A 15019-nucleotide genomic window follows, 5' to 3' on the forward strand; every position below is an offset into this window, starting at 1 on the left:
GGAAATTTACATGTCAGAAGTGTTGATCAACCGTCTGGTCGAATTTGCTGAGTCAGGCAATCAACAAAAAATTGTATTGAATGGTCAAAGCTATCAGGGCTGGGTCATGGAAATTACTGAAGAAGCGCTTCTGATCACTACCGGCTATGCAGACAAAGCCGGCAAAGACATGTGGATTCCGTTTGCTGATCTGGCACAGGCAAAACTGTCCTACTGGGATAATCAGCAAGATCAGTGGGCTGCCTTTAAACTGTAACAATCCTTCAAATCACGGATAGGGACCCGAATTTAAAACCCTAAGGACTAGAGCGCGCTGGAGGTGGGTACATGCAACCCGGAACTCTAGTTCGTATGTCCGATCAGACTCACATATTCTGCTTCATCGCCGTTCAAGGATCTTCTTTAATACCAGAGCATGATTTTTCTCTTTATCTTGGGCAGCAGTAATTAAAGTAATATCTTTTTCTTGAGCTAAACTTCTAATTTTATCCAACTGCGCAGTTTGACTTTCTAGTTCTTGCTGATACTTCTGTTGAAACTCATCCCAATGCTGCTCCATATCTTCATGAAACCATGTTCTCAAAGCATTCGATGGGGTGAGGTCTTTGGCCCAGATATCAATTTTAGCCTCTTCCTTTTTTACTCCTCGTGGCCACAAGCGGTCAATCAAGACTCTTAAACCATCCTGAGCGGAAGCTTCGCTATAAATTCTTTTTATAAAAATTGCCATCTTATTATTCTCCCGAGGTTGTGCAGCGATTTATCAAAAAACGGAGGCTTCTAGTGATAGCGTGCTTCAGCCAAGCAAACAGCATCTTTAAGGCACTGTTCAAGTACAATGGCTATCAATAAAAACGCTTATAATTGAAGTAATATCCCATTTCCTTAAAATGGGGATAAAAGATTTTTTGTCAATTTCATTCAAGATACTGAAATGAAGGGCAGCAGACAGGAATGAAAGCAATAAAAAGGCGTATTTTATTGCTTAAGTTCTCAAAATGATTTAATCCTGAAAAGGAGTTTTACGCAGTTTAGTTAAAGTGTAGCCTATTGAATTATGACCAAAGCAAGCCGGATTAAAGGCAATTTGGCAGGTATTTGGCAACGTTATTATAAAAATCAGGAGCGTCGCATGACCCTTCAACGCTGTCGCTGGTGTTCCAATGATCCGCTTTACATGGCCTACCATGATCAGGAATGGGGGCAAGCGCTGTATGATGAAAAGCGTCTGTTTGAGATGTTGTGCCTGGAAGGCCAGCAGGCCGGTTTGGCCTGGATCACGGTGCTCAAAAAACGTGAAGCTTATCGTCAACATTTCTTTCAATATTCCATTCAGACTATCGCGTTGTTTACCGAGGAACAACTCCAGAGCAAACTTGCAGATGCGAGTTTGATACGGCATATCGGCAAGCTCACCGCGATTCGTGACAATGCCCGCGCATGGCAACGCCTCTGCCAACAGGGCATCCATATGGTGGACTGGCTGTGGTCTTTTGCCGAGCCAGCACAAACCAGCCATGATGTTCCAGATTATCGGCAAGCACCTGCACAGACCAGCCAAAGCCGGCAGATGTCCAAGGCCTTAAAACAGGCAGGTTTTAAATTTGTCGGCCCGACCATTTGTTATGCCTTTATGCAGGCTGTCGGCATGGTCAATGATCATGAAAATCACTGTGACTTTAAAATCCTATCTTCCCCTTCCAATAAGAGCTAAAAAATATGTCGAATACCATTCAAGCCTATGCTGCCATGTCTGCGGGTGCCGCACTGGAACCTTATCAGTTTGATGCCGGTGAACTGCAGCCGCATCAGGTCGAAGTCCAGGTAGAATATTGTGGTCTCTGCCACTCTGATATTTCAGTGATCAATAATGACTGGGGTTCTTCCGTCTATCCGGTGGTGGCCGGACATGAAATCATCGGCACCATTCGTCAGCTGGGTGCTGAAGCCAAAGGGTTAAAAATCGGCCAGCGCGTTGGCATTGGCTGGACCTCAGAAAGCTGCCAGTATTGTGATCCGTGTCTTTCAGGTCAGCAGGTCTTGTGTACGGGTGGACAGGTGGCGACCATCGTCGGTCATGCGGGAGGTTTTGCCGATAAAGTGCGTGCCGGTTGGCAATGGGTGATTCCGCTTCCGCAGGATCTGGACCCAGAAAGTGCCGGCCCGCTGCTCTGCGGCGGTATTACGGTCTTTGACCCGATACTCAAACATCAGATTCAGGCCATTCATCATGTGGGCGTGATTGGTATCGGCGGTTTGGGGCATATGGCAATCAAGCTGCTCAAAGCCTGGGGCTGTGAGATTACGGCCTTTACTTCCAGCCTGGATAAAATAGAGGAGCTGCATGCCATGGGCGCCGATCATGTAGTCAATAACCGCGATCCTGCCGCCGTTAAAGCGCTGCGAGGCAAATTTGATTTGCTGCTCAGTACGGTCAATGTGCCCTTAGACTGGAAGGCTTACTTGGCGACACTGGCACCCAATGGCACTCTGCATGTGCTGGGTCTGCCTTTGGAGCCGATGCAGATTTCTGCCGGTTCCCTGATTGGGGGGGCTAAATCCGTTACCGGTTCACCAACAGGCTCTCCGGCGGCCTTGCGTCAATTGCTCCAGTTCGCTGCACGTAAAAATATTGCCCCCCAGATTGAACTTTTCCCGATGTCAGAAATTAATGCTGCAATCGAACGCCTGCATTCTGGTCAGGCACGTTACCGGATTGTACTCAAGGCCGATTTCTAATTATTTAGCGCAATAGGCCACGATAGAATCATCTGACATACAGACTGGAATCATATCACTCGCCAAAGCGGATTGTGACAGCAGTGGTATATTCCAGCAGGCCTCGGACTTGAGTGGGGAGTAATTTAGTTCAATTTCGCTCTTTGATTAAAGTGATCCATCACCTCTTCACTACATAAGGATCATGATATTCAAGGGCAATACAGCATCCCCGTTGGGTATGCTCACTCTGGGGCTGGCTGGGTGTTCCATACACCCGCTCTCTAAGCCATCAATTTATGTCAGAATGAGACTCAACTCTTCCATCTAAAGCCTGCTTCAAGCGGACTTTTTATGGGCTGTTTAACGCAAAGCTTCGGGTAAAACAGAGATGGATACAGGTTTGGCAAGCTCGGTCTTCATCTTGTGTAGCATCTGATAAGGCTGCTGCTGGACAAACATATTCACGAAAGTCAGAGGAATGGAACCTTCCGGATTGGCATAGCCATAAGTTGAAACCTTGACTTTATTATTGCCTAGCTTCTGGAAGGTCCAGTCGCCCTGATAATCGGTTAAACGAACATAGTTTGGATTTAGGGCATAGCCAGTTGAAATCGCCTTATTCCTGATGGTGATCTGACCATTGGCATTCTTGATCATTTTGCCCTGTACCACCAGGTCGCGGTCTTTGAGAGGAAAGGGGAAATCCAGCACCATATACAAGGTAAAATCACCTTTGATATTGTCGCGTGACAAGAGCTTGATACTGCCCATATAGGGAACCCATTTCACTGCCTGCTCTACATCCAGAATCAGGGAAACTGCTTTCTCAATCGGTACATCATAGGAGGTTTCAGCTTTATACAAAAAGACCGGGTGACGTTCATCTTGATAGGTCCAGACCTTGATATTATTTTTGTGAATGGAGAGTTTGGTATTGTCTATAGATTTTGCCTGTGCCATGGCAATGAATGCCATAGCACAGCACGTCAAGATCATTTTTTGCATTATAGGATTCATCTTATTTTAGTTTTAAATCTTTTTATAAATGATTTTGACGGATTTTTAAACCTTTATATCGTTAAAACCCAGCACATCTTTCATATCATATTTGCGTGCTTCACGACCCACGACCCATGCTGCTGCACGTACCGCCCCTGAAGCAAAGTTCATACGGTTGGTGGCTTTGTGGGTAATTTCTACACGTTCCCCTTCGCCAATAAACATGGCGGTATGTTCACCAACAATATCACCGCCACGAATAGTCTGGAAACCAATACTTTGACGTTCACGCGGACCCGTATGTCCTTCACGATGATAAACCGCATCTTTTTTCAGATCACGGCCTAAAGCCTCTGCAATCGCTTCACCCATCATCAAGGCCGTACCTGACGGTGCATCGACTTTATGACGGTGATGCGCTTCAATAACTTCGATATCTACGCTATCCCCAAAAACCTTGGACGCCAGCTCAAGGAGTTTAATAGAAACGTTTACACCGACTGAATAGTTGGCTGCATATACCACCGGTGTTTCTTGTGCCGATGCATCTAGGTAGGCTTTTTGCTCGTCATCCATCCCGGTCGTGCCAATCACGATGGCTACACCATGTTCACGGCAAATTTTTAAATGCTGGACTGTGGCCGCAGGCGCAGTAAAGTCAATCACGACGTCACAGTCCTGGACGACCTCTTCAAGATTGCCTACGACTTTGACGCCCAGGCGGCCCACACCCGCCAGTTCACCGGCATCCGCACCGATCAGCGAGCTTTCAGGGCGTTCTACGGCAGCGGCCAGTTGATAGCCGGCTTCATTAACCGCCTGAATAAGAATGCGTCCCATACGGCCGCCTGCACCTAAAATCCCAATGCGTGGTGTCGCTGACATAACCTAGTCCTGATGTTAAATTTAAAATTATTCTTACTATAGCAAAACTCGTCCCTAACACTAAGATTGATCGTATAAAAATCAATGAAAAGAATGCAAGAGACTTACAAGAGAGGGTAAGAGGTGGCAAATATAAAAAATAGTTTAGGGAGCAGGGTAAAGAAAAACTGCATAAACCTGTCGAATAGTGAGCAAATAGTAAGCATGCAAGCTGATAAAGCTATCAAAACACCCAATCGGTCGTGACTGGGATTTTTTATTCACCCTAAGACTATGAGGTATATTTTAGCTCGGTATTTGCAGTGAAATACCCCGTGGTTGCCCTAATACCTGACCCGGACTCTTCAAGCTAAGTCTTTTTATTAGCCCATGATTGCTCCATTCTGAAACGCCAATTTTTTCAAACTGTTGAGCTCTCCCCCGTTATCAAAATCATGCCACACTACTTACGAGATTTGAGTTGTTTTTTTCCATCCAGTCAAGGGAGATACAGGGGTTCGTTTTATTAATTCCACCGAGCTGATTGTTTTGCCCTCATCTTCAAATGAAAAGACATCGTAGATTGAAAAACTTAGCGAGTCGGGAGAAAAGTAGTCAGGCTGGGTTGTACTAACTTAAATTATATAAAAATCTATTTCGACATTACATCAAAAAATGTTCATGGTGTTGCGGTACTTGAGTCTCTACCTCAAGATTCAAGCCAAGACAAATAAAATCAATTTCCCCCTAGCTGAACCCTCTAAAATAATTGATGCGGTTCATAGCTGAATACATCTGTTTTTAATGAGGGTTCATTTTAGCCTTATGGGTTAAAAATTACAGTAAATGACCTAATTTTTCACCCATTTTCACCAATGAATTAGCTTTAAAGGCGGCATCCCACTGCATCTTGTTTTCTTCAAACAGGATAATCGCTGTTGAGCCAAGATAGAAACGTCCCAGTTCAGCACCTTTTTCCAGAAACAGATTATGCTGGTTCAGCTCAATGCGGCCGGAAGGTTTCACCTTACCAGTCGCCACCGTTTCAATACCCGCCACAATCATGGCACCGACAAGCACTACTGCCATCCGGCCCACTTCGGTATCGAACAGGCAGACCATGCGTTCATTACGGGCAAACAGTCCCGGAATATTTTCCGCAGTCACCTGATTGACTGAAAACAGCTCGCCAGGGACATATAAGGTTTCAGTTAAAGTTCCAGCAAATGGCATGTGCACACGATGATAATCGCGCGGTGACAGATATACAGTAGCAAATTGACCATTCTTAAATGGCCCTGCCAGTTGCGGATCAGCGATCAGGGTTTCCACGGTATATTTCTGGCCTTTGGCCTGAAACACATCGCCATTTTCGATTTTACCCAATTGGGAAATGGCCCCATCCGCAGGCGATACAATACTGTGAGTATCAGTATCTACGGCGCGAATACCTGCTTTTAAGCCACGGGTAAAAAATTCATTAAAGGATTTATATTTCAGCGCATTGGCTTGCTCTGCAATACTCATATCAATGCCATATTGTGCCTTGAACGCCGCAATCGCTGCATTTTTCACAATCGGGTTTTCACTGGCGGCAATTTTACCCACCACGCGAGACAGACGATGCTGCGGCACCAGACCTTGTGCCTTAATAAATAATTGTTGCTTTAAACGCGATGTGATGCTCAAGACAGCACCTCCCCTGTAGCGATTGGACTATCGAGGCGGTTGCCCCATTCACTCCACGCACCATCATAGACTTGGATTTTCCAGCCCAGTAAACGGCCCAGAATATACGCCAAACCTGAACGATGATGTGACTGACAATACACCACAACCGGCTGATCCAGATCAAAACCGAGTTGTTCCAGACGCTGTCGGGTACGTGGTAAGGGATGTAATTTTAAATGATTTTCACGGTTAAGGGCAGTACTCCATTCAAAATGACGTGCTCCCGGAATGTGACCGCCGCGTCGTGCAGCCAGACGCAAGCCGGTATATTCATCTTCTGTACGGCAATCCCAGATCTGAATCTTTTTACTTTCAACCAGTTGTCTTAAATCTTGATAGCCAATCTGAAACTCGGCCTTATTTTCCAGCTGAACCGGAAGCAAATGCTCAACTGTGAGAAATTGTTCCTGCCTAGAAGAAGTCGGTAAGCCAGCCCCCAGCCAGGCATGAATTCCGCCATTGAGCAGACTGGTATTTTCAAAGCCCAGACAATGCAAATTCCACAGCAGACGACCTGCCCAAGCACCGCCTTCATCATCATAAGCCACCACATGATGCTCGGGAGAGATATTCAGATAACCGATCAATGCGTTCAAACCTTCCAGATCTGGCAACAAGCCCATCGCATTTTCTTCCTGGCGCAGCAGAAGTTTAGGCAGCAAGTGCAAAGCATGCGGAATATGTAATTGTTCATATACCGAGGCCCGACTCAAATCGACAATACGAAGTTTTTCATTACCCAGATGTGGAACTAAATCTTCAGCCTCAATCAGCAGGCCAAAATTAAATGCGGAAGCTGTCATGGTTATCATCAATAGAATTGATCAAATCTTTCTGATCTTAACACAGCTCACTTTTTCACTAATGTGGTTTTTCTAAAGATCCTTAGCATCATTTTAAATAAGCTACAGTTGAGGCAAAGCACCCCAATAAAAAACCGTCTGGGTTCAGACGGTTGTAGAAAATTTTAAGCAGGTTCTGCAATATCAAAGACCTGGCGTAAATAAGCCAGGAAAGTATCGTTATCGGTCATGGTCTTGCCCGGACTGTCAGAAATTTTAGCCACAGACTGACGATTACACTCCACCAGCTTCAGTACAATATTCAAGGGGGTCTGCCCCATATCATTGGTCAAGTTCGTCCCGATTCCAAAACTGACCTGAAAACGGTTCTTAAAGTACTGGTGCAATTTCCAGGCTTTTTCCAGATTCAGACCATCACTAAAGGTCAGCATCTTGGTTTTACTGTCAATTTTAAGCTGCTTATAATGCGCATACGCTTTATCGCCCCATTCATAGGGATCGCCACTGTCATGACGCAGGCCATCAAATAATTTGGCAAAGTACAGGTCAAAATCACGCAGGAACGCATCCATGCCGACCACATCGGTTAAAGCAATGCCCAGGTCGCCACGATATTCCTGTACCCAGGTTTCAAGCGCTGCTTTCTGGAAGTCACGCAGACGTACGTCCAGCGCCTGAAAGGCTTGCAGGAATTCATGCGCCATGGTGCCAATCGGGGTAATGCCGAGTTCTTTGGCCAGCAGCACATTACTGGTGCCACGGAATACATGCGGCGCGGCCTTATTAAATTCTTCGACCACATGCTTTTGCCAGGCAAAACTATAACGACGACGCGTACCAAAATCCGAGACCAAAAATGGTGGATCATTTGGGTCCTGTGCAGCATCGCACTGTTTTAACAGTTCAATTTTGGCGGTTAAGCGACGTTCACCTTCGGCCAGCACCTCAGCGCTACGAATACGGCTGAAATACAGTTCGTTGACAATGGCCAGTACGAAGATTTCAAACATCATCGCCTGTACCATCGGACCTTCTACAATAATGTCCAGACGGCCCTGACTGTCAATGCTGGCCTGAATAAAACGGCGTTTCAGCTGGAACAGTTCCAGATAGTCAACAAAGTCACTTTTGATAAAACGCAGGCCACGGAGATATTGCAGCTCATCTTCTTTAAATTTAAGCTGACACAGCAAATCCAGTTGATGATTCAGATCATCCAGAATATCCGTCAGTGGATATACCGTCTCTTCCAGATTACGACAACGGAAATGATAGACACTATGAGTTTGGGGAAACTTGTGCAATACCACTTGTAGCATCGTGAATTTGTACAAGTCAGTATCTAACAAAGATTGGATGATTGGCGCCATAATGAAGAGAAATATCGCTGTGCTTTTCTGCATTAAAGCATAAATATTTAGGCAAGATTGCAGGATTTACGTACAGCTAGCTGAATTATCGACAAAAGTTTAACAAAATAAAATGGCTCGGCAGCAGTTATCCAGCGCCGTTCTGTACTGCCTCCTGTTGCTGAATGATGCTCTGCAACTGCTGTTGCTGACCAATTCCTTTGGTAGATTCAGCCGCAGCTTTTGCTCCCGGTTGTTCAGTTTGAGCATTATAGTCGACTTGGCGCAGCTAACTAACAATCGCAGATTCCATTTTTTAAACAAGGCTTCCAGACGGCAAGGTAAAGTCAAAAGCGAGCATACAATTAAAGAGTTTAAAACTCAGAATGGAGATTTTCATAGAGGCCATTCTTGCTACAATTACCTCACTTCATATAGTTATCGGTTTATAGGTGAAATGCGCGCTTTATTGCAACGGGTTCTGGAAGCCAAAGTCGTGGTTGAGGGAGAAATCACAGGTGAAATTGAACAAGGTATTCTGGTTTTTCTGGGTATAGGTAAAAATGACAATCTGGAAAAAGGCAAAAAGCTGATTGATAAAATATTGAAATACCGTTTTTTTGATGATGAACAAGGCAAAATGGGCTGGAATATCAGTCAGGCCAAAGGTGGTTTACTTCTGGTATCTCAATTTACCTTGATGGCTCAAACCCAGAAAGGTTTGCGTCCGGATTTTGGTCCGGCCATGCCGCCGACTGAAGCAAAAGCTTTGTATGAGCAGCTGGTAGAATATGCCCAAAGCCAGTTTGATAATGTACAAACCGGTATTTTTGCGGCAGACATGAAAGTGCATCTGGTCAATGACGGACCAGTGACCTTTAATTTAGAAGTTGAGTAACAACATTATTCGTCACATTTAAAAAGCCCTCTAATGAGGGCTTTTTATTTTTGAACTTAGAGCGTTGTAATATATTTTGCGCGGCTCATAAGGTTTTCAGGAATATCTTGAACTAACATTACAGTGAGGGATTGTTGACCCCTTTGTGACGCAGTTCGATTTTCATCCAATACGGCATTGATATCACTAGGGTTTAATGTATACATTGCTCCAGTAGCAGGATCAACGATAAGCAAGCCAATTAGACCGCCAAAAATGATATTTGCCACATACCAACCATTAACAGTACCAGTTACTTGGACCGTTTTGGTTTGAAAGCCTTCTTTTTTAAAAGTTACATCATAAGCAGCAGATTGAAAAAATCCATTACCACGCTTAAGAGTCACTGTTGCAGGCGTAACTCCAGTATGTACTTTTTCGCCAGCTTTATTTGTAATAGAAATAGATGCTTGCTCAGGAACTGACTTAAATGTCAGTGTTTGTGTTGATCCTGAAATAATACTGGCACATCCTGTCATCGTTACTGATGCAGCGATTAAACTTGCTGTAATTAATTTTTTCATAAAAATACCCCCTAAAAATAAAGGAGGTACTTTACAATAGAAAAATAATTATTCAATAAATCTTTAGACTACTTACCAGTTTTCTCTTTAATAAACTGACGTGCCATTTTCACTTTTTCTTTAACAGGCTTTGGCAGTTTTGGTGGAATCATTTTCGCCACCTGGTTAAACCAGACCAACAAACTAAAATCACCTTCCATCTTGATGGTACCGCTTTGCATGCCGGTCATAAAGGCAGTAGGATCACCTTTCATCAAGGTTTTAACCCCCTGCTCGCTGTCAGCAAATTGCAGGACAAAATCCGCCTTTTCTGCATCACCTGAAACTGTATCAATCTCACCATTATTCACAATGATCTGACGTGCAAACCCTTCATCTGTGCCAATCTGGATACGGAATTGACGCTCATGGACCAGTTCAATAAATTTCGGGCTGGTACGGGCCAGCTGCTTCATACGTAGCGCAAGACCGGCAACCAGCAAATCTAGGGGATCTGTACTGAGATCGACCAGAGGAAATTTGAGCACAGGAATGGAGGACAGTTTCATGGAGTTATGCCTATTTTAATTGTATGAAAATTGACAAATATCCTAGCATACATCGAAGCCAGGCTGAGGAATGACTTTGTATCATATTTCTAACATAAAAAAATGCACCCAGCGGTGCATTTTTCTGTGTCTTTCTGGCGACTTAACGACTGGATAGCTGCTGCTGGTCATCTTCATACACCGGCGTATGTTCGATATAGCGGCGTTTAGCCAGCGCACGTTCTGCACGGCGGTCCTCCCGCAACAGCAAGAGGGTGACAATAGCCATGACAATCGTCAGTGCCGTCAGGTAGCTATAGGTCATCGGGAGTTCAAACAGGGCTTGTGTCCCGCTGCGAATCATTTCGATCAGACCCCAGGTCAGCATGCCCGCAGCCATAAAACTTAACCAGCGACGATAAGGCGAGAAGAACACAGCAAGCACAGCCGCAGCGACTAAACTCAAGCCTACAATCGTTGCCAGATTCGCTGTTACCATAAAAACCCCTCCATCCAACAAGATAATGTATACGTTGACCAGCTCACACTTCTAAGCATTGAATTCTGTTAAGTCCATCAAGTGGAATATATTGATTTGAATTTCTATGTCAGCATTATGATGAGTTTTCAGCATAAGAAAAGTCCCATTTTTCGACTTTACGACATACTTTGTCGCGATATTCTTTTGTCATTACATTTTTTATTTCTATCGTTTTTGTGGATCAATGACTGTGCCAATGTTGGCGTGTCATTACAAAATCATCGGGGCTGTGCTTGGCTTAAAAAATTATTTTTTCCGTTTAAGCGGATTGCTGTTTTTCTATGCGACAGGTGCAAAAAGCAGAAAAAAAGTCCCCGCGCAGAAATGCAAAACGCGGCCCTAAGGCCGCGTTGCTTAATAAAATTATTTAAGCACGGTTCAGATCTTTATCATGCATGCCGAGTAAATACAGCACACCGTCCAGACCGACACTAGAAATGGCCTGTGTCGCATTCTGGCGAACAAGGGGCTTAGCACGGAAAGCCACGCCAAGGCCTGCAATCGACAACATTGGCAAGTCATTGGCCCCATCACCCACCGCAATGGTCTGCTCTAAAGAAATCCCCATTTCATCTGCAATCTGCTTTAATAACAGTGCCTTACGGGCACCATCTACAATATGGCCTTTGACTTCACCGGTAACCTTGCCATCCCGGACATCCAGACAGTTGGCATGGACTTCATCAATCCCCAGCTTGGCTTGCAGATATTCTGCAAAATACTGAAAACCACCCGACAGAATAGCCGTGCGATAACCCAAAGCTTTCAAGGTTGAAATCAGGCGTACTGCTCCTTCCGTGACTGTCAGGCGTTCGGCAATTTTCGGCAATACTGCTGCATCCATGCCTTCTAGCAGGGCAACACGGGCGCGGAAACTTTGCTGGAAGTCCAGCTCGCCCTGCATGGCACGTTCGGTAATTTCTGCAACCTGGGTGCCAACACCGGCTTCAATCGCCAGTTCATCAATGACTTCCTGCTCAATCAGGGTCGAGTCCATATCAAAGCAGACCAAACGGCGGTTACGGCGATAAGCATTATCTTCCTGTACCGCAACATCCACATTCAGTTCATTCGACAGGCTCAGGCAGGCTGCACGCATGGCCGCAGCATCCAGCATCTGCCCACTTAAACCGAACTGGATACAGGCACGTTTCGGACCTTTACTGGAGCCATCCAGCGCGGGACGGCCGGAAAGACGCGTGACCGTTTCAATATTAAAGCCCTGACTGGATACAATATGGGTCACAGCCTGAAGATGAGAGGCATTTAATTCCGGAGCCAATGCCGTTACGATATAACGTGTGCGTCCACCTTCTTTCACCCATTGCCCATATTCAGCAGTAGAGATCGGTTTAAAGCGCACTGTTAACCCGATATCATGTGCTAGAATCAGGATTTCCTTCATGGCTAATGCTGTTGCAGTCTGGTCATTAGACGAGACCACAATTCCTAAGGTCAGTTGATTATGAATGACCGCTTGTCCTACATCTAAAATTTGTAAGGAATGGGCGGACAAAACCTGCATTAATCGTGTAAATTGATTAGGCTGGTCGGGTCCTAAAAATGATATAAGAATGATTTCTTGCATGAATTGACTCGGGTCTGATCTGAGCGACAACAATTGTTAGAATCATAATCGAAATTGAACAGAATTGCCTTGGAAGTTTAAGTTGAATGCGCCTAGACAAGGGCTATTTGCTAGCCTACTGATTGTAAGTTTTGCTTTACATACCTTTTTACTGGTATTGGCAACCACTCACCAACTGAATGACAACCGGGCCAGTCAAGGGCAGCTGATGACCAGTCAGCTGGTCACTGACAGCCTGGCAGAGCTTGAACCCGCCAACCGTGTTTCCTTGGCGCTTCTGGCTAATCGCTATGCCACCAACCCCAGTGTAACCTCTATCCGTATCTTGGATGCGAATGGTCAGGTTCTGGCCACTGGCGGACTGACTAAAACTCGTGAGGGTGAAGTTTTTGTTCGTGATGCCCTGCAAAACGAGAAAAAAGTAGGGGTCATTGAAATCACCCTGATTGAGCCAAGTATTGGGGAAATCCTCCGTACCCAATGGCTGGCGATCCTGTTCTCTTTCGTCATTCATGGCCTGCTCTGGGTAGCCTATCGTGCAGTAGCGCGTCCAAGCCGGACCGAATATCTGGCGCGCATCAACAATGAATCCCGCCTCAAGTTTGAAATCCAGAGCCTGACCCAGGCACTGGAGCAGGAAAAGCACAATGCCGCTTTGGCGATTGCCCAGGCTCAGCAGGCTCTTAAACATAAACCCAAAGAAAAAGAGCAACCGGCGGTGGTGCTGGATCATGACAGTCTGTCTTTGAACATCCAGTTCTATGATCCAAAACAGTTACTGGATAGCGTCAATAAAACTGTGTCTGTGCCTTATTTTAATCTGTGCCAGATTTTCCTGAAAAAGGCCACTGAGCTCTGTGTACAACATTACAAGCTGAACAGTCAGGATATTTCTACCGTACAGAAATTTAATGAAAAAGGCGCAACCATCAGTATTGCAGCAGACAAACCGGATGCCTTGGCCTGCCTGACCATGATCAGTGCTGTATTTCAGCTGCTTTCGGAGGTCTTGTATAAACGTTACCGTGAAGAAAAGCGTTTTGTCCTGCAAACCCGTAGTGCCATTTCATCAACTGTGGAAGAAATGCAGTTGAATTCGGTACAGGCAGCCGAACGTCTGGTCCAGCAACTGATGGCCAAAGAAAGCGCTCTGCATGTTCCAAATAGCTTACTGAAAAATATCTCGGATCATTTTGAGCTGGTCAGCATGCCTAATCCAACCAATGTACTGACCCGTCATGCTTTTGTAGTCAATGGCATGGATGCTGAAACAGCCGAGCTGGCCCAAACGTTCAGGACTGAAATTCTAAAATCCAAGCAGTCCAAAGCATCATAATAGCAAGTAAAACACTTCCTAGGAAAAGCCGTATAGCGTTGTATATATGGCTTTTTTAATAGGAAGAAATACTTATCAGAAACTCAGGCTTCTTGAAAGGATGACGTTCATCTAGTCCAGCTTATGGGTGGTGGTTTCAGCCTGTCTTGACGCCCAGTAAGTCGCCAGAGCCGGTCCAGAAATATTGTGCCATAAACTGAAAATAGCACTCGGTACAGCAGTGACCGGAGACGCTGCAAAATGAGTAGCAGCCAAAGCCACGCCCAGCCCGGAATTTTGCATACCCACTTCAACGGCAACGGCACGACAGTCTATTTCTGCCAGCTTAAACAGGCGGCTGGCCCAATAACCCAGTAAATAACCCAGTCCGTTATGTAAGGCCACAATTCCTAAAATCATCAAGCCGGATTCCAAAATCTGGGTTTTACTGCCGGCAATAATTGCAGCCACAATCGCCACAATCGCCAGTACTGAAACCAGCGGCATAACCTGAATATAGGCTTCAACCCTGGTCTTTAACACTGTCCGAACCATCAAGCCCAAGAAAATTGGAAATAACACCACCTGCAAAATCGAGATCAGCATCGACCAGGCATTGATCTCAATCCATTGACTTGCCAGCAGATAAAACATGATCGGTGTCAGAATCGGTGCCAATAAGGTTGAAACTGAGGTACAGGCCACCGACAGCGCCGTGTTGCCTCGGGCCATATAGGTAATGACATTCGAGGCCGTTCCTCCCGGACAGCAGCCGACCAGAATCACACCGACTGCAATTTCAGCAGGAAGCCGGAACAACTGACAGAGCAAAAAAGCCAGCCCGGGCATTACCAGAAACTGGGCCACAACGCCAATCGCGACAGCCTTCGGACTCTGCAAGACGCTTTTAAAATCGCCCAAGGTCATGGTCATGCCCATACCAAACATGATCAGTCCCAACATCCACGGAATATAGGCACGTAACCAGACAAAGAGATCAGGCAGCATCAAGGCAATCGCTGAAAACAGGGTAACCCACAAAGCAAAGGTTTTTTGGACAAACTGGCTAAATTGGAGCAGTGCTGACATGGGCTAATCCCATCAATAACAAAGAGAAAAG

General features: G+C 45.4%; 16 protein-coding genes. 5 read left to right on the forward strand and 11 right to left on the reverse strand.

The genetic code is table 11. The features are described from left to right. Positions 1-10 precede the first annotated feature (10 nt). Entirely contained in the window at positions 11-256 is a 246-nt protein-coding gene (locus E2K74_RS07490; RefSeq protein ID WP_151206943.1) for a hypothetical protein, read from the forward strand. A 123-nt stretch (positions 257-379) separates the two neighbouring features. Here E2K74_RS07490 and E2K74_RS07495 read toward each other — a convergent pair whose 3' ends face one another. After that, the gene (locus tag E2K74_RS07495; RefSeq protein ID WP_151204289.1) at positions 380-730 is read right to left on the reverse strand and encodes a DUF488 domain-containing protein; all 351 of its coding nucleotides are present in this window, start codon (positions 728-730) and stop codon (positions 380-382) included. A 402-nt stretch (positions 731-1132) separates the two neighbouring features. Here E2K74_RS07495 and E2K74_RS07500 point away from each other — a divergent pair, with 402 nt between their 5' ends. After that, positions 1133-1714, forward strand: a complete 582-nt coding sequence (locus E2K74_RS07500) for a DNA-3-methyladenine glycosylase I (RefSeq protein ID WP_151206970.1) — start codon at positions 1133-1135, stop codon at positions 1712-1714. A 5-nt stretch (positions 1715-1719) separates the two neighbouring features. After that, positions 1720-2739 carry an NADPH-dependent aldehyde reductase Ahr gene (gene ahr / locus E2K74_RS07505; protein WP_151206944.1) on the forward strand — a complete coding sequence of 340 codons (1020 nt, stop codon included), beginning with the start codon at positions 1720-1722 and terminating at the stop codon, positions 2737-2739. A 342-nt stretch (positions 2740-3081) separates the two neighbouring features. Here ahr and E2K74_RS07510 read toward each other — a convergent pair whose 3' ends face one another. From E2K74_RS07510 to pncB, 5 genes are all read right to left on the reverse strand, one after another. Further along, entirely contained in the window at positions 3082-3726 is a 645-nt protein-coding gene (locus E2K74_RS07510; RefSeq protein WP_151206945.1) for an START domain-containing protein, read from the reverse strand. Between the two features lie 57 nt (positions 3727-3783). After that, positions 3784-4605 (reverse strand): 4-hydroxy-tetrahydrodipicolinate reductase, encoded by an 822-nt coding sequence (gene dapB / locus E2K74_RS07515; protein ID WP_151206946.1) that lies wholly within the window; start codon positions 4603-4605, stop codon positions 3784-3786. 816 nt (positions 4606-5421) lie between these two features. Further along, positions 5422-6273: an archaetidylserine decarboxylase gene (gene asd, locus E2K74_RS07520; RefSeq protein WP_151206947.1), complete on the reverse strand. Its 852-nt coding sequence runs from the start codon at positions 6271-6273 to the stop codon at positions 5422-5424. After that, positions 6270-7118, reverse strand: coding sequence for a sulfurtransferase (locus E2K74_RS07525; RefSeq protein WP_151206948.1), 849 nt, complete (start codon positions 7116-7118; stop codon positions 6270-6272). The genes asd and E2K74_RS07525 overlap by 4 nt, the downstream gene beginning before the upstream one ends. Before the next feature lie 164 nt (positions 7119-7282). Continuing rightward, positions 7283-8488 carry a nicotinate phosphoribosyltransferase gene (gene pncB, locus E2K74_RS07530; protein ID WP_151206949.1) on the reverse strand — a complete coding sequence of 402 codons (1206 nt, stop codon included), beginning with the start codon at positions 8486-8488 and terminating at the stop codon, positions 7283-7285. 436 nt (positions 8489-8924) lie between these two features. Between pncB and dtd the strand changes: the two genes are divergently transcribed. After that, positions 8925-9365 carry a D-aminoacyl-tRNA deacylase gene (dtd, locus tag E2K74_RS07535; protein ID WP_151205346.1) on the forward strand — a complete coding sequence of 147 codons (441 nt, stop codon included), beginning with the start codon at positions 8925-8927 and terminating at the stop codon, positions 9363-9365. Between the two features lie 56 nt (positions 9366-9421). Here the strand turns inward: dtd and E2K74_RS07540 are convergent, their stop codons facing one another. The 4 genes from E2K74_RS07540 to serB form a co-directional block, all read right to left on the reverse strand. Further along, positions 9422-9928, reverse strand: coding sequence for a hypothetical protein (locus E2K74_RS07540; RefSeq protein WP_151206950.1), 507 nt, complete (start codon positions 9926-9928; stop codon positions 9422-9424). 68 nt (positions 9929-9996) lie between these two features. Next, positions 9997-10476 (reverse strand): SCP2 sterol-binding domain-containing protein, encoded by a 480-nt coding sequence (locus E2K74_RS07545; protein ID WP_151206951.1) that lies wholly within the window; start codon positions 10474-10476, stop codon positions 9997-9999. A gap of 142 nt (positions 10477-10618) precedes the next feature. Then, positions 10619-10954 carry a ciprofloxacin tolerance protein AciT gene (aciT, locus tag E2K74_RS07550; protein ID WP_151205349.1) on the reverse strand — a complete coding sequence of 112 codons (336 nt, stop codon included), beginning with the start codon at positions 10952-10954 and terminating at the stop codon, positions 10619-10621. 409 nt (positions 10955-11363) lie between these two features. Continuing rightward, a complete protein-coding gene (serB, locus tag E2K74_RS07555) occupies positions 11364-12584 on the reverse strand; it encodes a phosphoserine phosphatase SerB (protein WP_151206952.1) in 1221 nt (406 codons plus the stop codon). 82 nt (positions 12585-12666) lie between these two features. Here serB and E2K74_RS07560 point away from each other — a divergent pair, with 82 nt between their 5' ends. Continuing rightward, positions 12667-13920, forward strand: coding sequence for a hypothetical protein (locus tag E2K74_RS07560; protein WP_151206953.1), 1254 nt, complete (start codon positions 12667-12669; stop codon positions 13918-13920). Between the two features lie 111 nt (positions 13921-14031). Here the strand turns inward: E2K74_RS07560 and E2K74_RS07565 are convergent, their stop codons facing one another. Further along, positions 14032-14988 carry a bile acid:sodium symporter family protein gene (locus E2K74_RS07565; RefSeq protein WP_151206954.1) on the reverse strand — a complete coding sequence of 319 codons (957 nt, stop codon included), beginning with the start codon at positions 14986-14988 and terminating at the stop codon, positions 14032-14034. Positions 14989-15019: the final 31 nt, after the last annotated feature.

Origin of the sequence: Acinetobacter sp. RF15B (assembly GCF_007558235.1) — a bacterium.
Lineage (GTDB): Bacteria > Pseudomonadota > Gammaproteobacteria > Pseudomonadales > Moraxellaceae > Acinetobacter > Acinetobacter lwoffii_C.

Bases quoted from the DNA above. Each gene is read 5' to 3' on its own strand.
- E2K74_RS07490 (WP_151206943.1), top strand. From the start codon at position 11: ATGTCAGAAGTGTTGATCAACCGTCTGGTCGAATTTGCTGAGTCAGGC.
- E2K74_RS07495 (WP_151204289.1), bottom strand. From the start codon at position 730: ATGGCAATTTTTATAAAAAGAATTTATAGCGAAGCTTCCGCTCAGGAT.
- E2K74_RS07500 (WP_151206970.1), top strand. From the start codon at position 1,133: ATGACCCTTCAACGCTGTCGCTGGTGTTCCAATGATCCGCTTTACATG.
- ahr (WP_151206944.1), top strand. From the start codon at position 1,720: ATGTCGAATACCATTCAAGCCTATGCTGCCATGTCTGCGGGTGCCGCA.
- E2K74_RS07510 (WP_151206945.1), bottom strand. From the start codon at position 3,726: ATGCAAAAAATGATCTTGACGTGCTGTGCTATGGCATTCATTGCCATG.
- dapB (WP_151206946.1), bottom strand. From the start codon at position 4,605: ATGTCAGCGACACCACGCATTGGGATTTTAGGTGCAGGCGGCCGTATG.
- E2K74_RS07525 (WP_151206948.1), bottom strand. From the start codon at position 7,118: ATGACAGCTTCCGCATTTAATTTTGGCCTGCTGATTGAGGCTGAAGAT.
- pncB (WP_151206949.1), bottom strand. From the start codon at position 8,488: ATGGCGCCAATCATCCAATCTTTGTTAGATACTGACTTGTACAAATTC.
- dtd (WP_151205346.1), top strand. From the start codon at position 8,925: ATGCGCGCTTTATTGCAACGGGTTCTGGAAGCCAAAGTCGTGGTTGAG.
- E2K74_RS07540 (WP_151206950.1), bottom strand. From the start codon at position 9,928: ATGAAAAAATTAATTACAGCAAGTTTAATCGCTGCATCAGTAACGATG.
- E2K74_RS07545 (WP_151206951.1), bottom strand. From the start codon at position 10,476: ATGAAACTGTCCTCCATTCCTGTGCTCAAATTTCCTCTGGTCGATCTC.
- aciT (WP_151205349.1), bottom strand. From the start codon at position 10,954: ATGGTAACAGCGAATCTGGCAACGATTGTAGGCTTGAGTTTAGTCGCT.
- serB (WP_151206952.1), bottom strand. From the start codon at position 12,584: ATGCAAGAAATCATTCTTATATCATTTTTAGGACCCGACCAGCCTAAT.
- E2K74_RS07565 (WP_151206954.1), bottom strand. From the start codon at position 14,988: ATGTCAGCACTGCTCCAATTTAGCCAGTTTGTCCAAAAAACCTTTGCT.